Source organism: Micromonospora sp. CNZ299 (assembly GCF_002754415.1).
The window spans coordinates 6,798,532-6,819,523 of record NZ_PEFG01000001.1; the positions used below are offsets into that span (position 1 = coordinate 6,798,532).

Sequence of the window (20,992 nt, forward strand, 5' to 3'; positions counted from 1 at the left end):
CGCCGTTCGCGTTGATCATGAAGTTGTTGTCACCCGCCTCGGCGTGTCGTGGCAACAACTTCATGATCAGCAGGAGCCGGGGGCGCCGGGCGGAGCCTCGGCCCGCCTACCCCCGGGTGGTTCGGCCCTCGGCAGAATCGGCGGCCGGCAGGTCGCCGGCAGGCTGGCGTGGGCCGATGCTGGACCAATGGCGACCTTCTCCCTCCAGGCCACCCCGACCGACGCGACGAGCTGGGCCGAGCTGGCCCGCCGGGCCGAGACCGCCGGCTTCGACGCCCTGCTCGCCGCCGACCACCCCGGCGACGTGACGTCACCGTTCGTAGCGCTGGCCGCCGCCGCCCCGGTCACCTCGACGATCGGGCTCGGTTCCTACGTGTCGAACCTCGGCGTACGGGAACCGATGCTTCTCGCTGCCGACGTGGCAACCCTCGACCTGATCTCCGGTGGTCGGGCCCGGCTCGGTGTCGGCGCCGGTCACACCCCGGCGGAGTGGCGCGCGGTGGGCCGGGAACGCCCCGACGTGGCCGGCCGGGTCCGCCGTTGCGTGGCCGTCGCCGAGGCAGTCCGCGCCCTGCTCGACGGCGCCTCGGTCACCGTCGACTCGGCCGAGCTGACGATGCGCGAGGCGGTGCTGCGCGAACCCCGGCCGGTGCAGGACCGGATCCCGCTGACGATGGGTACGGCGAACTCGACGCTGCTGCGCTGGGCCGGCGCGCACGCCGACGTGGTCGGGCTGACCGGGTTCGGGCGTACCCTCGCTGACGGCCACCAGCACGAGGCGCGGTGGCGGGCCGACCAGATGGAGGCGCAGCTGGCCTGCGTGGCAGCCGGCGCGGCCGGCCGGACCGACCCGCCGGCGCTGGAGGCGCTGGTGCAGACGGTGGTGGTCACCGACGACGCGGAGGCTGCCGCCGCGGAGCAGGCCCGGCGCAACGGTATGACCGCCGCCGAACTGCTGGCCACCCCGTTCGTGCTGATCGGCACGGTGGACGAGATCGTCACAGCGGTCGCCGAGCACGAACAGCGCTGGGGGGTGACCCGGTTCGTGGTCCGCCGCGACGCGTTGGATTCGCTCACGCCGGTCCTGGCCCGGCTGGCCTGAGCCCGCGCCGACGGCCCGCGTCGGCCACCGGGTTGATCAAGAGGTTTGCGTCAGATTCCGGCCTCCGGATGACGCAAACCTCTTGATCAACAGGGCCTGGGGCGCGGGGTCAGCAGCCGATCACCCAGTAGTTGGGGGCGGTCTGCTTGAGCGCGCTGGTGTAGAAGGTGTTGTAGAGGCCCATCCGCTGGTTGGAGCCGTTCGCGTAGGCATAGCCACCGGACTGGTACGCCCGACCGGCCACCACGTGCGCGTAGTTGCTGGCGGTCACGCAGGTCACCGGCGTGGTCGGGGTCGGCGTCGGAGTCGGGGTCGGCGTGGCCGTCGGGGTCGGGGTCGGCGTGGCCGTCGGGGTGGGGGTCGGGTTGGTGCCGCCGCCGTTCAGGCCGAAGAAGAGCGCGTCACGGTACGTCGAGCAGATGGTGTCCAGGAAGTACGCGCCAGCGGTGCCGCACTGCTCCGCTGCGGAGCCCGGGTCGACCGGAGTGCCGTGGCCCATCCCGGAGACCCGGTAGAGGCGTACGTCGTCGTTGCCGTACACCTCCAGGCTGGTGTTGCCAGGCAGTGACGAGGTGCTGCTCGGGGTCTGCGAGACCCCCCGCACGTTGGTCCACTGGTCGCGGGACTCGGTGCCGTTGAGCGGGGTGACAGTGGTGTCCGAGGTGCCGTGCCAGATGGCCACCCGGGGCCGCGGGCCGGTGTAGCCGGAGTACGCGCCACGGACCAGGTCGCCCCAGGCGGCCGGAGTCTTGTCCGCGCCCGGGCTCATGCAGCTGAACGCGTTGACCATGCTGGTGGCGCAGCGGTAGGGAATCCCCGCGATGATCGATCCGGCGGCGAAGACGTCCGGGTAGGTGGCGAGCATGACCGCGCTCATCGCCCCGCCCGCGGAGAGGCCGCTGACGAAGACCCGGGAGGCGTTCACCCCGAAGTTCGCCTTGGCGTGGTCGACCATCTGCTTGATCGACAGCGCCTCACCCTGACCGCGGGTGGTGTCGCCCGACTCGAAGAAGTTGAAGCAGGAGTTGGCGTTGTTGCCGGAAGGCTGCTGGGCGACGATCAGCGAGAACTTCCACTGGTCGGCGTACTTCTGCCAACCGGAGTTGGCGAAGTAGCCGGACGCGTTCTGGGTGCACCCGTGCAGGAGGACGACGGCCGGGGAGTTGGCCGGCAGGTTGTCCGGCCGGTAGGCGTACATGGCGAGGTTGCCCGGGTTGGAGCCGAACCCGGTGACCTGGGTGAGGGTGGCTGCCTGGGCGGGGGCGGCGATGGCGACCGCTCCGGCCAGGGCGAGGGCGAGCCCGGCGAGCCCGCCGATCAGGCGGGTGATGGTGGACGAGGAGCGGCGCACGGCGGCCTCCAGAGGGGGCGGACTGTGAACTGGGTCACGGTCGAATTGCCGTGACGTTACGACGATGTGTCGCCGCGATGACATGGGGCACGCTCACACATTCACGACGGACACTGTGTACGCCAGACCGTCGACGTGGCGGGCCGAATCCGTCCCCAACGGTCCTGTCCTTGCAGGTCTGACCGGCCCGTCCAGGTCCGGTTGGTAACGTCCGCTGCGTGCCGTCCTCCCCGTCGCTGGCCACCGGGCCCGCACCAGCGTCACCGCCGCGCGTCGTCCGGGACCGCCGGGCCGACCTGATCGTCGTGCTGGTGGCGCTCGCGCTCGCCGTCTGGGTGACCAGTGGGCTGTGGCGGGACCCGAACACCCGGACCATCACCGTCAACTCCAGCGACCAGGCGCTCTTCGAGTGGCTGCTGGCCTTCGGCGGGCACGCGGTCACCCACGGGGACAACCCGCTCTTCACGTACCTGATCAACGTCCCCGACGGCGTGAACCTCGCGGTCAACACCTCGATCACGGTGTACGCGGTGGTCTTCGCCCCCCTCACGTACCTGATCGGGCCACCGGCGACGTTCCTGGTGATCCTCACCCTGAACCTGTTCGCCACCGCGCTGGTCTGGTACTGGTTGCTCTCCCGGCACCTGGTCCGCAGCCAGCTGGCCGCCGGGATCGGCGCCCTGTTCATCGCCTACTCCCCCGGCATGGTCTCGCACGCCAACGCGCACCTGAACTGGACCGCCGGCTGGCTGGTGCCGTTGCTGATCTGGCGGCTGTTCGCGCTGCGCCGAGCCGGGCACTGGCTCCGCGACGGGGTGATCCTCGGCGTGCTGGTCGCGGTGGCCTTCTCGATCGCCGCCGAGGGGCTGTTCTTCACCGCACTGGCGCTCGGGGTGTTCGTCGCCGTCTGGGCGCTGCACCCGGCCAACCGGGCCGAGGCACGCGCCGCGCTGCCCAACTTCCTGCGAGGGCTCGGGGTGACCGCCGTGGTCGCCGGCGTGCTGCTGTCGTACCCGCTGTGGCTGCACTTCGCCGGGCCGCAACGGTTCCACGGCACCGGCTTCGACCCGGTGATCCACTCCGAGGACATCGCGGCGTTCGCCGCCTTCCCGCGCCGCTCGCTGGCCGGTGAGGCGGGGCTGGGCACCTCGCTGGCACCGAACCCGACCGAGGAGAACTCCTTCTTCGGTATCCCGCTGCTGGTGCTCACCGTGGTCTGCTTCGTCGCGCTCTGGCGGCGGGCCGACCCGAGCCGCCGGGCCACCCTCTGGGCACTGGGCGTCCTCGCGCTGATCTTCTCGGTGCTCTCCTTCGGCCCGATCGCCAAGATCGACGGGCGACGCACCGACCTTCCCATGCCGTTCGACCTGCTCGGACAACTGCCTGTGGTGAACGCCGCGCTGCCCGCCCGGCTGGCGCTGGTGGTGGCACCGGTGATCGGGCTGTTGCTGGCGTACGCCGTCGACCAGTTGCGCGCCGCGCCACCCCGGCACCGCTCCACCGAGCTGGTCTGGCTGGTCGGGTTCGCGGTGGCCCTGGTGCCGCTGCTGCCCACCCCGCTGCTGACCGACGAGCGGGAACCGATCCCGCGGTTCATCACCTCCGGCACGTGGCGCGACTACGTCTCACCGGACGGGGTGCTCACCCCGGTGCCGCTGCCCGTGGACATCTACCCGGACGGCCAGCGCTGGCAGGCGTACGCGTTGTCGCACCGGCAGGGCGAGTTCGAGATCCCCGGCGGGTTCTTCCTCGGCCCGGGCGGGCCCGACGGGCGCGGCCGGATCGGTCCGGTGCCGCGCACCCTGAGCGCGTTGATGGACCAGGCTGGCCGTACCGGGCTGGTGCCGATCGTGACCGACGGGACCATCCAGGAGGTCCAGTCGGACCTGCGGCACTGGCGGATCGAGACGGTGGTGCTCGCCGACCAGGTGCACGGCGCGAAGTTCGAGGTCGACGAGGAGGCGCTGCTGCGTACCGGCACCGCCCTGCTCGGCGAGCCGCAACGGGTCGACGACGTCTGGCTCTGGCGCATCCCGCCCGCCGACCGGTAGACCACGACGCGGCCAGCCGGGGCATCACGACCGGCCGCCATCGCGTCTAATGGGCCGATGAGATTGACCGGCGGGCGACTGCGGCGTGCTGCCGTGGTCGCGCTCGTGCTGGGGCTCGTCGCGCTCAACACACCAGCCGCAACGGCCGCCGGGAGCGCGGCCGGGGTGGTGCCGACCCGGGTGCACGATCCCTGGCTGTGGCAGGCCACCGTGGGGCAACGCCCGGCCGGTCCGGCCGCGCTGCTGTTCTTCACCGACCGCACCCGCTATTTCGAGTCGACAGGTGTGCTGGTCGACCGGGACGGCGCGTACCGGCTGATCCCGATCCGCATCGGCGAGGGGCACGGACTGCTCTCCCCGGATGGACGGCACTACCTTCGGCCGGACTCCGGCGAGCTACTGGATCTCACCACCGGTCGGCAGCGCCGCACGGTGAGCACGGGCGTGTACCCGATGGCCTGGTCTTCGGACGGGCAGCAGGTGCTGGGCACCCGCAGCAACGATGACAGTGTGATCAGTTACGGACCGGACAACCAGCAGCTCAACGATCCGGAGAAGCCCGACGACCTGCTCGTCGTCGACCCGTTCCGGGGCACCGAGCGGACGCTCGACGTGGGCACTTTCGCCGCGCACGCCGCAGCGGCCTGGTCACGCGGTGGCGACCTGGTGGCGGTCACCGGCTCGCCGGACGTGCCAGCCCAGCTCGCCGAGCGCCAGCGACTTGTGGTCGTGGACCCGGCCGGCGGCGGCACTCGTTGGCAGGTCGACCTCGGCGACCGGCGGATACTGGCCGGCGCCGCCGCCTGGCATCCCGACGGCCGGCGGCTCGCGCTGCTCGCCTTCGACGGCTGCGCCGGGCCCAGGTGCACGTCCGAGCAGGCGGCGGCGCGCACCTGGCGGATCGAGTTCCTGGACACTGTCACCGGCCAAGCCGTCGGCCAGGCCCTGCCGGCCGGCACCTCGGTCAGCGGGGTCATCGGCTGGCGCGGAGACGACCCGATCCTGCGGTATGTCAGCGAAACGGAGGCGGACACAGACCGGCAAGCCTTTCTCGCCGCGCTGTCGCCCGACGGCGGTCGTGAGGTGCTGGTGACCACGCCGGTCGGGTCGACCGACCTGATGGTGCCGGGCGACCTGCTGACCCGGGCCGCGTTCGGTGGGTCAGAGCCCCGGCCGTCACCGTTCGCCGCCCCGCTCTGGGTCTACCTGACGCTGGCCGTCCCACTGCTGCTCGCCGTCGCCCTCCTCACCCGCCGTCTGCGGCGCCGCCGCTCGGCCGCCCCGACACCCAGCGCCTGAGCCCGGCCGAGTCGCGGCAGGGGTGCCCGGTGAGGCGGCTCACCAGGGAAGATCGCTCGTTGCGGGACTAGGCTGGACGCCGTGACGACGACGACCCCCGGCCTGACGGCCGTCCGCGGCGGCCTGCTCGACTACCAGGCCGCCTGGGACGAGCAGCGACGCCTGCACGAGTCGGTGGTGGCTGGCGAGCGCGGCGACACCGTGCTGCTGCTGGAGCACCCGAGCGTCTACACCGCGGGCAAGCGCACCGAGCCGTGGGACCGGCCCATGGACGGCACTCCGGTCGTCGACGTGGACCGCGGTGGCAAGATCACCTGGCATGGGCCGGGGCAGCTCGTCGGTTACCCGATCCTGCGCCTGCCCGACCCGGTGGACGTGGTCGCCTACGTGCGCCGGACCGAAGAGCTGCTCATCGACGTGTGCGCCGAGTTCGGGCTGACCGCCGGTCGGGTCGAGGGGCGCAGCGGGGTCTGGGTGCCCGAGGACGACCGGGGGCCGGCCCGCAAGGTGGCGGCCATCGGCATCCGGGTGGCCCGGGGCGTCACCCTGCACGGCTTCTCGATCAACTGTGACTGCGACCTGACGTACTTCGACCGGATCGTGCCGTGCGGCATCCGCGACGCCGGCGTCACCTCGCTCACCGCCGAGCTGGGCCGCCCGATCAGCGTCGCCGACGTGCTGCCGGTGGTCGAGCGCCGACTGTCCACCCTGACCGAAATCTGAGCGCACAGCCGGCGCATGGCCCTACGGGGTCAGGCGGTGCAGGTCCCGCGGGAACGCGGTGACCTCCCGGATGTTGGCCGCGCCGACCAGCCGGGCCACGAACCGTTCCAGGCCGATGGCGAAGCCACCGTGCGGCGGCATGCCGTGCCGGAACGCGTCCAGATAGCCGGCGTACGGCTCGACCGGCTCACCCCGGGCCACCAACGCCGCCAGGTAGTCGGCGTGCCGGTGCAGCCGCTGCCCGCCGGTGACCAGCTCCAGACCACGGAAGAGCAGGTCAAAACCGTTCGAGTACGCGGGCCGCTCCGGGTCGGGGTGGGTGTAGAACGGTCGTTTCGCCATCGGGTAGCCGGTGACGAAGAGGAAGTCGGAGCCGTGTTCGCGGCGGGCCCACTCGCCCAGCGCCCGTTCGTGGGCCGGCGCGAGGTCCGGCTCGTCGGCGGGCGCGCCGGCGATCGTCAGCGCCTCGGTGAAGTGCACCTCCGGGATCTCCGTGGGCACCTCCGGTGGCGTGACGCCGAGCGTCGCCAGGGCGCCACCGGCCCGTTCGCCCACCGTGCCCAGCATCCCAGCCACTGCGTCGCGCAGCACCCGCATCACGTCGTGGTGGTCGGCGACGAAGCCCAGCTCCGCGTCGAGCGACGTGTACTGCGCGAGGTGCCGGACGGTGTCGTGCGGCTCGGCCCGGAAGACCGGCCCCACCTCGTAGACCCGTTCGAAGACGCCGACCATCAACTGCTTGTAGAACTGCGGCGACTGGGCCAGGTACGCGGGCCCACCGAACCAGTCCAGCGCGAACACGTTCGCCCCGCTCTCGGTGGAGGAGTTGACCACCTTCGGGGTGTGGATCTCCACGAAGTCCCGGGTGTCCAGGGCGGCCCGGAAGCCGGCCACCGCCGCCGCCGAGATCCGCAGCGCCGCCGACCGGGTGGGGTGCCGCAGCGCGGTGGGCGCGTTGTCGAGCTGGGTGGGCAGGCTCGCGGTCAGCGCCGGCCGGTACAGGTCGAACGGTGGCGGCACGGCGGGCGGCCCCAGTGGACGTACCGTCGGGTCGGTCAGCTCGACCCCGGCGGGCGCCGTTTCGTTCGCGGTGACCGTCGCGGTGACCTCGACGACCGTCTCCTCGGGGAGTTTCTCCAGCTCGGCGCGGACGGTCGGGTCGGTGACGACCACCTGGGCGAGGCCGGTGGCGTCGCGCACGATCAGGAAGGCCACCGACTTGAGTAGTCGGCGGCGGTGCACCCAGCCGGCGATCCGCACTGTCGTGCCGATCCGGGTGGGCAGGTGGTGGGACAGGGTTCGTTGCATGGCGGGCTGCTCCTCGGTCCATCGCCACGCCTTCGCCGCCCTGGGGGAAGCGATGCGTCGCATCAGCCCCAGGGAGGTGTGGGCGAGCGGGAACCTCGCGGTGCCACCACACCTTCACCCCCGCCGGAGCGGGGGCCTCGTTCGTCGCCTGATGACCGGGGCCAGCCGGGCGGGCTCTACTGGGCACGGGTGACCCGCAACCGTTCTTCCCGCAGCTCGGGAGGGTCTTCGCACACCGGCGCCAGACCGCCTCTCAGCACCGGCGGCTCTCTGCACTGGCGGGTCGGCGCGCTACTCGGCTCCGTCGTCGCTGTTGGCGGTGACCGTAGCACCCGAATCCCTCTCGTGTGACGCACATTTTCGACACTCCGGTGTCCGGCGTCACAACGTTCGGGGCGTGACGCCGGTCGCCCGACGCACATAGACACCCGCCGTCCGGCGTAGGCTCGTTTTCGTGACGATCGAGCACTCCGCGCCGACGACCGGCCAGGCAGCGCGCACCGCAACGGCGGCCCCCGAGGGGCGGCGTCTGCTGCGGATCGAGGCGCGCAACGCCGAGACGCCGATCGAGCGCAAACCTCCATGGATCAAGGTCAAGGCCAAGATGGGTCCGGAGTACACCCAGCTGCGCGGGCTCGTCTCGCGCGAAGGGCTGCACACCGTCTGCCAGGAGGCCGGCTGCCCCAACATCTACGAGTGTTGGGAAGACCGGGAGGCCACCTTCCTCATCGGTGGCGACCAGTGCACCCGGCGCTGCGACTTCTGTCAGATCGACACCGGCAAGCCGGCCGAGTTCGACGCCGACGAGCCGCGTCGTGTCGCCGAGTCGGTGGTCTCGATGGGGCTGCGGTACGCCACCATCACCGGCGTCGCCCGTGACGACCTGCCCGACGGCGGCGCCTGGCTGTACGCCGAGACCGTCCGACAGATCCACGCCCTTCAGCCGGGTTGCGGCGTCGAGCTGCTGATCCCCGACTTCAACGCCGTTCCCGAGCAGTTGGCCGAGGTCTTCGGCTCCCGTCCCGAGGTGCTGGCCCACAACGTGGAGACCGTGCCGCGCATCTTCAAGCGCATCCGGCCGGCGTTCCGCTACGACCGCTCGCTGGACGTGATCCGCCAGGCCCGCGCCGACGGCCTGGTCACCAAGAGCAACCTCATCCTGGGCATGGGCGAGGAGCGGGCCGAGGTTTCGCAGGCGCTGCGCGACCTGCACGAGGCAGGCTGCGAGCTGATCACCATCACCCAGTACCTGCGGCCGACCCCCCGGCACCACCCGGTGACCCGCTGGGTCAAGCCGGAGGAGTTCGTGGAGCTGCGCGAGGAGGCCGAGGAGATCGGCTTCGCTGGCGTGATGAGCGGGCCGCTGGTGCGTTCGTCGTACCGGGCCGGCCGGCTCTACAAGCAGGCGCTCGACGCCCGCGCCGGGGTGGCCGTCACCACCGCCGGCTGATCCGCCGGCAGCGCCGCACGGGCCGTGCGGCGTCCGAATGCCATGATCGTGCGATGACCGCCGGCGTACGCGAACAGCCGCGCGGCGCGGACTCCCCGCGCCCGCGGCCCGGCACGCGCTTGCGCCTGGTCGGCTGGCTCACCGCGGTGGCCGTGCTCGCCGGGGTGGGTTACCGGCTCTGGCTGCTGGTCAACGCGGCGCCGCCGACGAACAGCGACGAGGCCACCATGGGGTTGGCCGCGCTGCACATCGCCCGAGGCGAGGGCTTCCCGGTCTGGTTCTACGGCCAGCAGTACATGGGCACGCTGGAGGCGTACCTGGCCGCGCCGGTGTTCGCCCTGGCTGGCGGGCCGTCACTGCTCGGCCTGCGGTTGCCCACCCTGGCGCTGTACCTGCTGTTCCTGCTGCTGTCCTGGCGGTTGACGCTGCGGCTGACCGGGGACCGGTGGTTCGGGCTCCTGGTGGTGGCGTTGCTGGCGCTCGGCTCCGACCGGATCGTCAAGAACCAGCTCATCGCCGGCGGTGGCTACCCCGAGATGAACGCCGCAGGGGTGGCGCTGGCCATCCTCGCCGTGGATCTGGCCACCGGCCGGCCGGGATGGCGGCTGACGCGGTGGGCCGCGTGGGGGTTCCTGGCCGGCCTGATGCTCTGGGTCGACCCACTCGTGCTGCCGTACGTGGTGGCGACGGGGGCGGTGCTCGTCGGGTTCTGCCGCCGGGAGCTGTGGGGTGCCGCCGGGGCGCTGCTCGGGGCGACCGCCGTGCTGGGGGCGGCCCCGCTGCTGCTGCACAGCCTGCTGAACGGGCGGAACCCGCTGCACGCGGTGCTCGCCGCCAGCGGCGCGAACGCCACCGCCAACTGGGCGGACCGGCTGCACGGCGGCCTGCTGCTCGGCCCGCCGCTGGGCATGGGCTTCTGCGCTCCGGTGCGGTGCGACACCTGGCAACTCTGGTGGGCGCTCGCCCTGCCGCTGCTGCTGGCCCTCGGTGCCGCCACCGCCTGGCGGGCACTACGCCGACCGCCCACCGAAGCCGGCCCCACCTCGCCAGCCGATGCCGCCTCGCCGGCGGACCTTGCGTCGCCAGCCGGTCCTGCCTCGCTGGTCGATCCCGCTGATCCTGGTGACCCGGTGCTCGTTGCACCCCGGGTGGCGGCGGCGATCCGGCTGGCGCTCGTGCTGGCCGCCGTGGTCACCCTCGGGGCGTACACCGTGAGCAGTTCCGCCGGCCTCACCCCGGTGGAGAGTTCCCGCTACCTGTCCTGCCTGCTCATCTCCCTGCCGGCGCTGCTCTGGCCGGTGTGGACGGTGGCCCGGCGCGACCCGCGCCCGTCGGCGACCGACCGGCGCGGCCTCGGGCGGACGCTGGCCCGGCCGGTCGCCCTGGCGCTGCTCGCGGCCACGCTGGGCACCGCAGCCCAGGCCACCTGGCGGTCAGCGCAGACCGCGCCGGCCACCCGGGCCGCCGAGGCCCGGCACGCCGAGTTGGTCAGCACCCTGCGGCAGCTCGGCGTACGGCAGGTGCGCGCCGGCTACTGGACCTGCAACCGACTCACATTCGCCTCCGCAGAGCAGGTGGTCTGCGCGGTCGTCGACGACGCGCTGCGTCCCGGTTTCGACCGCTACCCCGCGTACCGGCGGGAGGTGGACAGGGCGGCGGCGCCAGCCTGGGTCGCACCGGCCGGCTCACCGCTGGCGAACGCGCTCGACGAGCGGCAGCGCGCCAACCCGGGCGCCCTCGACCTGGTCACGATCGACGGCTGGCGGATCTACCTGCCGCAGTGACCTCGCCGGGTGAGCGTCAGTGCGACAACACGGTGCGCGTCAGTGCGACGCCGCCGGCTCGGTGAGCAGGCCGAGGCGGTGCGCCAGGGCGGCGGCCTCCACCCGGTTGGTCACGTCCAGCTTCGCGATGATCCGGGAAACGTGCACGCTGGCCGTCTTCGGGGAGATGAACAACTGCTCGGCGATCCGGCTGTTGCTGTGCCCCTCGGCGACCAGTCGCAGCACCTCCCGCTCCCGCGCGGTGAGCAGGTCAGCGCCGGCACCGCCCTGGCCCGTGGTGCGCAGGCCGACCCGCCGCGCCAGGGTGGCAGCCGCCTCGACCAGCGGCACCGCACCCAGCCGTCGACCGATCTCGGCGGCCTCGGTGACCGCCGCCGCCGTCTCGTCGCGCTCGCCAGCGGCGGCAGCCGACTCGGCGAGCGCCAGCAACGCGCGACCCAGCGGGTACGGCTGCCCGTCGACCCGCCACGCGTCGACCGCCTTCCGCCAGGCCGGCAGCGCCTGGTCGCCGACCGCGAGCAGGGCGGCGACCTGAGCGGCGTGCGCCCGCGCCGCCGGGTGCCGGACGGGCAGGTCGGCGGCGAGCGCCGCCACCGCGACCGACAGGTCCCGGTCGCCCACCCGGGCGGCGGTACGCGCGACGGCGCTGAGCACCGGCCAACCCTCGCGGGGCAGTTGCGGCAGGCTCTCGTCGACCGCCGCGACCCGCGCCGCCCGGACTGCCTCCACCTTGTCGTCGGCGGCCAACGCTGCCTCGATCGCCAACTCGTGCAGGGGCAGCCGGTGGCTCGGCCACAGGTAGGGCCGGCCGAGGAAGGTGAGCGCCCGGTCGACCACTTCGTCGGCGGCCGGGTGGGCGCGGGCCAGCCGTAGCCCGGCACTCAGTTGGAGCCAGTGCAGGCCGGTGACGCCGGACAGGTCGATCCGCGCGGCCTCCGCGCACACCGCCTCGGCCTCGTCCCAGCGACCCAGCGCGATCAACGCCTCGGCCCGGTTGGACAACAGGTACGCCCCGGTGGAGCGACTGATCCCCACCCGACGCGCCTCGGCGACGCCGGCCTCGGCAGCCTGCGCGGACTCGGCGTAGCGGCCCAGCTCGCACAGCACGTCCGACTGGTACACCCGGGCGAGCACCAGCCCCGACGCGTCCCCGGACGCACGGACGACGGCCTCGGCCTGGCTCAGCTCGGCCAGCCCTCGCTCCAGGTCCCGCTCGCCGTGGCAGAGCAGGGCGATCCGCGCGTGCAGCAGGGCAACGTCCTCGCCGAACGCCTCGGCGTCAACGGCGGCCTCGGCGGCCACCCGGGCCGCCTGCTTGGGGTCGATCTTGACCAGGTGCGCGGCGATGTCGGCGAGCAGCCGGACCCGCTCCGCTCCCCGGGGGCCGCCAGCGGCCAGCCGGTACGCCTCATCCAGCTCGCGGCGACCGTCACTCTTGCCGAGCAGGGCCATCAGCCGACCCCGCTGGTTGAGCAGGCGGGCGGCGCGCAGCGGTGCGGCGTCGGCGTCCACCTCGGCCAGGCCGGCCCGGGTCAGGGTGATGGCCCGGCTGAAGTCGCCGGCCGTGACCGCCGCGGCCAGCGTCTGCTCCAGCAACGCCAGGTGGTCCATGCCCAACAGGTCGGCGGCGTCGGGCACCAGCTCCCACAACTCTAGCGCCCGCTCCAGCAGTCGGCGCTGCTCGGCGTACGCGTACCGATCGCCGGCAGCGACCGCTGCGGCCCGTGCCGCGACGAGGGCCCGCGGGTGGTCGTGCGCGGCGTACCAGTGGTGGGCGATCTCCGCCGGGGCCCGGCCGGCGGGGACCAGGTGCGGCTGGGCCTCGATGGCGGCGGCGAAGCGGGCGTGCAGCCGGGCGTGTTCGCCGGGCAGCAACTCGTCGTGCACGGCCTCGCGGACCAGCGCGTGCCGGAACTCGTAGTCACCGTCGCGGTCGGCCACCACCAGCTGGGCGGCGACGGCGACGCGTAGCGCGTCCTCCAGTTCGGCCTCGGGCAGCCCGGCGACCTCGGCGAGCAGGTCGTGGGCGAAGCGGGTGCCGCCGGCAGCCGCGATGCGCAGCACCCGCTGGGTCGGCTCGGGGAGTCGGTCCACCCGGGCCAGCAGCAGGTCGCGCAGCGTCTCGGGGAGCGCCGCGCAGCCGAGCGGGGAGCCGGCGACGGCCAGCTCCTCGATGAAGAAGGGGTTGCCCTGGGTGCGGCCGTGGACATCGTCGACGGCCCGGGCGGGTGGCTCGGCGCCGAGCAGGTCGGCGAGGATCGCGCCGGTGCCGTCGCGATCCAGTCGGCCCAACTCGACCCGCTCCACACCGCGGGCGCGGTCCAGTTCGGCGAGGAACGGGCGCAGCGGGTGCCCGCGCTGCAACTCGTCGGTGCGGTAGGTGCAGACCAGCAGCAGGCGACCCGGCCGCGCGGCCCGGACCAGGAAGCCGATCAGGTCCCGGGTGGAGCGGTCGGCCCAGTGCAGGTCCTCGATGAGCAGCACCAGCGGGCGGGCGTCGGCGAGTCGTTGGAACAGCTCGGCGACCAGGTCGAACAGGTAACCGCGCGGGGCGTCACTGAGCGGGACGGGACGAGGGCCGGCCAGCGCCGCGGACGCCCGTCCCAGCTCCGGCAGCAGCGGAGCGAACTCCGCCTCGTAGCCGGCGAAGACCTCGGGGCCGTCGGCGCGCAGCACCGCGCGCAGCGCGGCGGCGAACGGAGCGAACGGCAGGCCCGCCTCGCCCAGCTCCAGGCACTGGCCGACCAGCACCCGCGCCCCGCCGCCGGTGGCCCAGCCCCCGAATTCCTCCAGCAGCCGGGTCTTGCCCACGCCGGCCTCGCCACCGACCAGCACTGTGGTCGGCTCCCCTACCCGGGCGCGACCCAGGGCGTCGCGCAGCGCCGCGATCTCACGCTGGCGGCCGACGAGGACGGAACTGGCGGCACGAACGGTCACAGGTTCGAGCATGCCATGACGGCTCCCGCCGACAGCCCCGCCGATCGGCCGGTGGCCGGGCGGCGGGGCGGCGTCGAGTCGGCCGGCCGGCACGGCGGGCGCCGTGGCCGCCGAGGCTGGCGCGGTCACCGGCGGGCGTCGCCGGTGCGGCTGGCGTGCCTGCGCCGACCCAGCCAATCGCGGCCGGCCGGACGCGGCAGCGACCGGGCGAGCCGTTCCGCGGCCGCCTCGGCGCGCAGCTCGGCGGTGTGCGTACGGTGCAGGGAGAGCAGGAAGTCTGCGTCGTTGCCGAACATGTCGGGCTCCTTCGTGGCGTCGTCGTCTTCTGCTGATGACTCTTCGCGCGAAGGCCCCACCCGGGCATGGGCACACCGCCTCATCTTCCCGGCCGGCACCCTCCTTACCCGTCCGTTCTGCGGCGGTGAGGAGACGTAAGGTACTCAGCTGCCCCGGCACCCGGACGCGGATCAACGGGGCAGGCGGCGACCACTAGACTCTGCGGCATGGCAAAGCCCCAGGAGAAGGTCTCGTTCGGCCAGCGGCTGAAGCAGATCGGGATGGTGTTCAAGTTCACCGCCAAGCAGGACCGGTGGTTCGCGCCGTTGGTCGCCGCCGCGGTGCTCATCCCGCTCGCCCTCACCGTGGTCGCGGTCATCCTCTGGAGCTGGATCTGGCTGCCGATCGGCATCCTGTTCGTCCTGCTCGCGGTGCTGATCGTGCTCAACCTCCGGTCCAACAAGGCGATGATGAACGCCGCCGAGGGCCAACCCGGCGCGGCAGCGCAGATCATGGAGAACATGCGCGGCGACTGGCGGGTGACCCCAGCGGTCAGCTCGACCACCCAGATGGACATGGTCCACCTGGTGATCGGCCGCCCGGGCGTGATCCTGCTGGCCGAGGGCAACCCGCAGCGGGTGCGCGGCCTGCTCGGGCAGGAGAAGCGGCGGCTGTCCAAGGTGATCGGCTCCGCTCCCCTGCACGACTACGTGATCGGGCAGGAGGAGGGCGAGCTGCCGATCCGCAAGCTGCGGACGACGCTGCTGCGCCTGCCCCGCGCGCTCTCCGGCAAGGACGTCAACTCGCTGGACAAGCGACTCAAGGCGCTCACCGCCCGGCCCCAGATGCCCAAGGGCGCGATCCCGAAGAACATGCGACCGCCGGGCGCCTTCCGCCAGTCGCGGGGCCGCTGACCCCCCAGGTGTACGCCTGAAAAGAGCCGGACCCGTGTGGGTCCGGCTCTTTCTCGTTGTTCGGCGGGCTCAGCCGCGCGGCGCGTCGACGATGACCGAGTCGGCGAGCCTGTCGTGCAGGCCGCGACGGTGCCCATCCATGATCAGCGCGGGGACGACGAGGGCCAGCAACAGGCCTCGGATCAGTCCTCGGAGCACCCCGATCCGACCGCCGTCGTGCCAGTTCACGCAGCGGATCTTCGTGACGTACATGCCCGGCGTCTGGGCGAACAGGCCGAGGAAGATGCCGTACATCAGGACCAGCACCAGCACCGGCGCCCAGCCGTCGCGTACCGGGTCGGCGAAGATGTTGGACACCAGCAGGCAGAGCACCCAGTCGATGATCAGCGCCCCGAAGCGGCGTCCGAGCGTCGGCGGGGTGAAGGTGGGGTCGGTGGCCGGCGCTGCCGGGACGTGCGGATTGGTCACAGCGATCAAGGGTATCCGCGTCGCGACGAGGGCTCGCCGGGTGCCGCCACCGCTGTGTGCCGATTCAGGCCAAAGGCATCAGATGTCACTACACTGGCACAGTCGGTACGACGTTCGCGGCGGGCCGAAGGCGTGGACAGGAGCGCCGCTGACGCTCCGCGAGGGACGTAACACGGCAGAAACAACGGAGACACGGCCGGGCAACCCCCCGGCCATAGCGTCGCCAGAAGCCTAGCCACCCCGTGGACGTGCCAGGAGGATGTGTGTTCGCCAACCCCGAGGAACTGCTGCGATACCTCAAGAACGAGGACGTGAAGTTCGTCGACGTTCGTTTCTGTGACCTGCCCGGCGTGATGCAGCACTTCAACCTGCCGGTCGAGTCCGTCAACGACGATCTCTTCACCGACGGCCTCGCGTTCGACGGTTCGTCGATCCGCGGTTTCCAGGCGATCCACGAGTCGGACATGCTCCTGCTCCCGGATGTCGCCACCGCGTTCATCGACCCGTTCCGCGCGCAGAAGACTCTCGCGCTGAACTTCTTCATCCACGACCCGTTCACCCGCGAGGCCTACAGCCGCGACCCGCGCAACGTGGCGAAGAAGGCCGAGGCGTACCTGGCGGCGAGCGGCATCGCCGACACCGCCTACTTCGGCGCCGAGGCGGAGTTCTACATCTTCGACTCGATCCGCCACGAGACCTCGGCGCACCAGTCGTTCTACTACATCGACTCGATCGAGGGCGCCTGGAACACCGGCCGCGAAGAGCCGGGCGGCAACCGTGGTTACAAGACCGCCTACAAGGGCGGCTACTTCCCGGTGCCGCCGGTCGACCACTACGCCGACCTGCGCGACTCCATCGTGCGCCGCCTCGTCGACACCGGCTTCAACGTGGAGCGCTCGCACCACGAGGTGGGCACCGCCGGCCAGTCCGAGATCAACTACCGGTTCTCCACCCTGCTGCACGCCGGTGACCAGCTCCAGCTCTTCAAGTACATCGTGAAGAACGAGGCCTGGGCCAACGGCAAGACCGCGACGTTCATGCCCAAGCCGCTCTTCGGCGACAACGGCTCCGGCATGCACACCCACCAGAGCCTCTGGCTCAACGGTGAGCCGCTGTTCTACGACGAGACCGGTTACGCCGGCCTGTCCGACATGGCCCGCTGGTACATCGGTGGCCTGCTGCACCACGCGCCGTCGCTGCTGGCCTTCACCAACCCGACGATCAACTCGTACCGTCGTCTGGTGCCGGGCTTCGAGGCGCCGGTCAACCTGGTCTACTCGCAGCGCAACCGCTCCGCCTGCACCCGCATCCCGGTGACCGGCAGCAACCCGAAGGCCAAGCGCGTCGAGTTCCGCGTCCCGGACCCGTCGGCCAACGTCTACCTGGCCTTCTCGGCCATGATGATGGCCGGCCTCGACGGCATCAAGAGCAAGATCGAGCCGCCGACGCCGATCGACAAGGACCTCTACGACCTCCCGCCGGAGGAGTGGGGCGACGTCAAGCAGGTGCCGGGCTCGCTGTCGGCCGTGCTCGACTCGCTCGAGGCCGACCACGACTACCTGCTCGACGGCGGCGTCTTCACGCCCGACCTGATCTCCACCTGGGTCGACTGGAAGCGCGCCAACGAGGTCGACCCGGTGCGCCTGCGCCCGACTCCGCACGAGTTCGCCATGTACTACGACTGCTGAGCAGTCTGGGCACGACGACTGCTGAGCAGTCACCGCACCACCGGCCGGGCCGGCTCCGCGATCGCGGAGCCGGCCCGGCCCCGTTACACGCCCACCCTCGCGCCCCGCAGGCCCCGCGTCCCACGTCCCACGCCCTGCGTCCCACGCCCTGCGTCCCACGCCCCACACCCCACGCCCCACGCGCCCCACGCCCCACGCGCCCCACGCCCCACGCGCCCCGCGCCCCACAGGCCCCGCGTCCCGCGCCCCACGCCCCACGCCCCACGCGCCCCGCGCCCACAGGCCCCGCGTCCCGCGCCCCACGCCCCACGCCCCACGCCCCACGCCCCACGCCCCACGCAACTTCGGGGATGTTGCTGCCTCCCAGGCACCGTAGGCAGCACTTTCCCTGAAGTTGCGCGGATCTTGGACTGGGCCGGGACGGGGATCGTGCTCGATCACGGTTGTAGTGGCCACCAGGGCGGTTCGAAGCCCTTATATCCATGATCGAGCACGATCTTGGCCGCCCAGACACGTCGATCATGATGCTGGCCGGGCGTTTCGTCCGAATTGTCTCCGCCAACCTCATGATCGACGGGTTGGACCCGGGCGGTGGGTGGTGCGCAGGACCAGTAGGACCACGGTCAGGAGCAGGGCGGTCATCGCCAGGGCGCCGGGTGCCTTGGTGAAGCGGGCCAGGTTGGTGCCGTCGGGCAGGGCCAGGAAGGCCGCCACCGCCACTGGCAGCACAAACCACGTCGTTCGGGCGGCGGTGAGTGCGAGCAGCGCCAACGGCCAGGTCGCGTACCAGGGGTGGAAGACCGGGGACAGGACGACGGTGGCGACCAGCGCCAGTGCCGCGCCGTGCAGCACCACCCGAGGGCACGCAACCTCGACCCGCGCCCCGTCGACCCGCGCCCCGTCGACCCGCGCCCCGTCGACCCGCGCCCCGTCGACCCGCGCGCCGCCGACCCGCACGCCCTCGACCCGCACCCCCACGACCCGCGCGCCCTCGACCCGCGCCACCCGCCGGGCATCGCCGAGGCCGCGCAGCGCCCGCCAGGACCGCCACCAGAGCACCACCAGCACCCCGGCGAGCAACAGCAGGGCGACCGCCCGGACCACCGGCACCGCCTGCGGGTCCCGGCCAACCAGCGCACCGGCGTAGTCCACCACGAACCCGACGGCGGTGGGTGGCGACGTCCACTGCTCCGAGTCGCCACTGTGGGTCAGCCCGCCCACCCAGCCGAACCCGAGACCGGACACCGCCGAGGTGATCAGCACCGCTCCGAGCAGCCCACCGCCCAGCCAGCCGCCGTCGCGCAGCAGTGCCCGTACGGTGTGACGACCACGGACTGCGGCCAGTGCGGCGAACGGCACCACCACGACCGCGCTGGCCTTCACCGTCACCGCCAGCCCGAGCAGCGCCCCGGCCAGGAGCAGTGTCGGAGGCCAACCCGGTCGACGGACCACGATCAGCAGCCCACACAGCAGCAGACCCAGCATCACGGCGTCGTTGTGCGCGCCGGCGATGAGGTGCACCCCGACCAGCGGACCGGCCAACGCCAGCCACGCGGCCCGCCGGGTCGGCACCCCGGCTGCTCGTGCCAGGCCGGGCAGGCAGATCGCGGCCAGCAGCAACCCCGCCACGGCGATCACCCGCAGCAGCACCACAGTGCCGGTGAGCCCGCCGCCGAGCGTGACCGCGAGTGCCGCGAGCAGGACGAAGACCGGCCCGTACGGTGCCGGAGTGTCCCGCCAGATCGGTGCAACCGTGTCCAGCCACGGGCAGCCCGCCGCCGCCACCCCCACCGCGTACGGGTCGACGCCGTGCGCGTACGTCCAGCCCTGGCAGGCGTACGAGTAGACGTCCCGGCTGCCGAGTGGTGGCGCGACGAGCAGCGGCAGCGCCCACAGCCCGGCCGTGACGTACGCCCACCGGGTCGACGGTGTGCCGCCGCGCAGCGACCACCAGGCACCAACCAGCAGCGCGGTGCCGACCAGCCAGCAGATCAGCGTCGCCGGGCCGTCCGGGGTTCGCCAGATCGACGCCGGTGTCACGCCGAGCGGGGCGTCGGGCAGCGCCCCGCCGAGGTAGCCGGCCACGGTCAGCAGGACCGCGCCGGCCAGACCCGCGTACCGGGCAAGGCGTGCCGACAGAGGACGAGGCGGCGGCGGAACACGCGAGGGCGGAACAGGCGGCGGAACAGGCGCGCCGGGAGCGGTCACCGGCGCACCTTCCCTCAGTCGGCGGCGACCGGCTGACGGGCCGCCCGAGCCGACCGTACCAACCGGACGACCACCACGATCACCAACAGCGTCATCAGTGGCGCCCCGACCGTCTTGGTGAACCGGGGCAGCCCGGTGCCGTCCGGCAGCACCAGGAACGACGCGACGAGGGCGACCACTGTGAACCAGCCGGTACGGCGGGCGGTGGCGGCCAGCACGAACAACGGCCACGCCCAGTACCAGGGGTGCACCACGGGAGAGAGCGCGACGGTGACGGCGAGCGCGAGGCCGGCGTAGTACAGGGGGTCGCGGGTGCGGGCCCGCCACCAGAGCCAGACGAGGAGGACGGCCAGGACCACCACGGCGATCCCGCGCGTTACCGGCAACGCGTCGATGTGAGCGCCGAACAGCGCGGCGACGTAACCGACGGTCTGACCGACGGCGGTCGGCGGGGACGTCCAGGCGACGGCGGCGCCGCCCTGGGACAGCCCGCCGACCCAGCCGAAGTCCAGCCCGCCGGCGATGGTCACGCCCAGCACGGTGGCGACCGCACCGCCGACCACCCAGCCGCCGTCGCGGATCAGCGTCCGGAGCCGGTACGGGCCGGCGGTGGCCGCCAGCGCTGCGAACGGGACCACCACCACGGCGGTGACCTTGATCGACACGGCGACTCCGAGGAGCAGCCCGCCGACCAGCAGCATGCCGCGTCGGCGCGGGTGTGCGGCCACCACGGCCAGCCCACCGACCAGCGCGGCGAGCATCAGTATGTCGTTGTGTGGGCCACCGATGAGGTGCGCGGCGACCAGCGGGGAGCCCAGCGCCAGCCAGACCGCCCGCTTGGCCGGCACCCCGGCCCGGCGTGCCAGCACCGGCAGCGCCCACGCGCTCACCACCACGCCGAGCAATGCCAGCGCCCGGAACAGCACGATGCTGGCGGTCAGCGAGCCGGCGACCTTGACCACCGCAGCCGCGACGAGCACGAAGAGCGGCCCGTACGGCGCGGGGGTGTCCCGCCAGATGTAGGAGACCGAGTCCAGCCAGGGGCAGGGCAGCGCGGAGACGCCCTGCTCGTACGGGCTGATGCCACCGGCGAAGCTGGCGCCCTGACACGCGTACGCGTACACGTCGCGGCTGCCGAAGGGCGGCGCGACCAGCAGCGGCAGCAGCCACAGCCCCACGGTGAGCAGCGCCCAGCGAGTCGACGGGCCGCCGTCGCGCAGCGCCCACCAGGCGTACGCCATCAGGCCGGTGCCGACCGCCCAGGCGGCCAGGATCAGCGGGCCGTTGGTGCCCTGCCAGATGCTGACCGGGGTGCTGCGCAGGGGGCCGCTGGGAAACGCGCCGCCGAGGAACGCGGACAGCGCGAGCAGCATCGAGCCGGCCAGGCCGGTCCAGCGCGCGAGGTGGGGAGGCACGCCCGACATGCTGCCAGC

The 20,992-nt window shown here is 72.7% G+C and carries 15 protein-coding genes; 8 read left to right on the plus strand and 7 right to left on the minus strand.

Annotated elements, in window-relative coordinates:
• Window positions 1–187 precede the first annotated feature (187 nt).
• Window positions 188–1,102: an LLM class flavin-dependent oxidoreductase gene (locus CLT68_RS30655; protein WP_099856170.1), complete on the plus strand. Its 915-nt coding sequence runs from the start codon at window positions 188–190 to the stop codon at window positions 1,100–1,102.
• 109 nt (window positions 1,103–1,211) lie between these two features.
• Here the strand turns inward: CLT68_RS30655 and CLT68_RS30660 are convergent, their stop codons facing one another.
• Window positions 1,212–2,453: an extracellular catalytic domain type 1 short-chain-length polyhydroxyalkanoate depolymerase gene (locus tag CLT68_RS30660; RefSeq protein WP_099856172.1), complete on the minus strand. Its 1,242-nt coding sequence runs from the start codon at window positions 2,451–2,453 to the stop codon at window positions 1,212–1,214.
• 218 nt (window positions 2,454–2,671) lie between these two features.
• On the opposite strand from CLT68_RS30660, the gene CLT68_RS30665 reads away from it, so the two are divergent.
• The 3 genes from CLT68_RS30665 to lipB all read left to right on the plus strand — a co-directional run bounded on the left by CLT68_RS30665 (window position 2,672) and on the right by lipB (window position 6,526).
• On the plus strand, window positions 2,672–4,504 hold the full coding sequence (locus CLT68_RS30665) for a DUF6311 domain-containing protein (protein WP_099856174.1): 1,833 nt from the start codon (window positions 2,672–2,674) through the stop codon (window positions 4,502–4,504).
• Between the two features lie 57 nt (window positions 4,505–4,561).
• Window positions 4,562–5,803, plus strand: a complete 1,242-nt coding sequence (locus tag CLT68_RS30670; RefSeq protein ID WP_143743294.1) for a hypothetical protein — start codon at window positions 4,562–4,564, stop codon at window positions 5,801–5,803.
• 81 nt (window positions 5,804–5,884) lie between these two features.
• Entirely contained in the window at window positions 5,885–6,526 is a 642-nt protein-coding gene (gene lipB / locus CLT68_RS30675) for a lipoyl(octanoyl) transferase LipB (RefSeq protein WP_099856179.1), read from the plus strand.
• 21 nt (window positions 6,527–6,547) lie between these two features.
• On the opposite strand, the gene aspS is transcribed toward lipB, so the two are convergent.
• On the minus strand, window positions 6,548–7,834 hold the full coding sequence (gene aspS, locus CLT68_RS30680; protein WP_099856181.1) for an aspartate--tRNA(Asn) ligase: 1,287 nt from the start codon (window positions 7,832–7,834) through the stop codon (window positions 6,548–6,550).
• Window positions 7,835–8,288: 454 nt separating this feature from the next.
• Between aspS and lipA the strand changes: the two genes are divergently transcribed.
• Both lipA and CLT68_RS30690 read left to right on the plus strand, forming a co-directional pair.
• On the plus strand, window positions 8,289–9,284 hold the full coding sequence (lipA, locus tag CLT68_RS30685; protein WP_099856184.1) for a lipoyl synthase: 996 nt from the start codon (window positions 8,289–8,291) through the stop codon (window positions 9,282–9,284).
• Window positions 9,285–9,337: 53 nt separating this feature from the next.
• On the plus strand, window positions 9,338–11,068 hold the full coding sequence (locus CLT68_RS30690) for a hypothetical protein (protein WP_099856186.1): 1,731 nt from the start codon (window positions 9,338–9,340) through the stop codon (window positions 11,066–11,068).
• Window positions 11,069–11,107: 39 nt separating this feature from the next.
• Here CLT68_RS30690 and CLT68_RS30695 read toward each other — a convergent pair whose 3' ends face one another.
• Window positions 11,108–14,005 (minus strand): helix-turn-helix transcriptional regulator, encoded by a 2,898-nt coding sequence (locus CLT68_RS30695; RefSeq protein ID WP_486482386.1) that lies wholly within the window; start codon window positions 14,003–14,005, stop codon window positions 11,108–11,110.
• A 125-nt stretch (window positions 14,006–14,130) separates the two neighbouring features.
• A complete protein-coding gene (locus CLT68_RS33590) occupies window positions 14,131–14,301 on the minus strand; it encodes a hypothetical protein (RefSeq protein ID WP_172862077.1) in 171 nt (56 codons plus the stop codon).
• Window positions 14,302–14,508: 207 nt separating this feature from the next.
• Between CLT68_RS33590 and CLT68_RS30700 the strand changes: the two genes are divergently transcribed.
• Complete coding sequence (locus tag CLT68_RS30700; RefSeq protein ID WP_088949492.1) at window positions 14,509–15,195, plus strand: DUF4191 domain-containing protein; 687 nt, start codon at window positions 14,509–14,511, stop codon at window positions 15,193–15,195.
• Between the two features lie 69 nt (window positions 15,196–15,264).
• Here the strand turns inward: CLT68_RS30700 and CLT68_RS30705 are convergent, their stop codons facing one another.
• Entirely contained in the window at window positions 15,265–15,663 is a 399-nt protein-coding gene (locus CLT68_RS30705; RefSeq protein WP_307871541.1) for an RDD family protein, read from the minus strand.
• 263 nt (window positions 15,664–15,926) lie between these two features.
• Here CLT68_RS30705 and glnA point away from each other — a divergent pair, with 263 nt between their 5' ends.
• Complete coding sequence (gene glnA, locus CLT68_RS30710; protein ID WP_088949494.1) at window positions 15,927–17,351, plus strand: type I glutamate--ammonia ligase; 1,425 nt, start codon at window positions 15,927–15,929, stop codon at window positions 17,349–17,351.
• Window positions 17,352–17,915: 564 nt separating this feature from the next.
• Here glnA and mptB (CLT68_RS30720) read toward each other — a convergent pair.
• Both mptB (CLT68_RS30720) and mptB (CLT68_RS32755) read right to left on the minus strand, forming a co-directional pair.
• Window positions 17,916–19,559, minus strand: coding sequence for a polyprenol phosphomannose-dependent alpha 1,6 mannosyltransferase MptB (mptB, locus tag CLT68_RS30720; RefSeq protein WP_486482387.1), 1,644 nt, complete (start codon window positions 19,557–19,559; stop codon window positions 17,916–17,918).
• A gap of 14 nt (window positions 19,560–19,573) precedes the next feature.
• Entirely contained in the window at window positions 19,574–20,974 is a 1,401-nt protein-coding gene (gene mptB / locus CLT68_RS32755; RefSeq protein ID WP_158240971.1) for a polyprenol phosphomannose-dependent alpha 1,6 mannosyltransferase MptB, read from the minus strand.
• Between the last annotated feature and the right edge of the window lie 18 nt (window positions 20,975–20,992).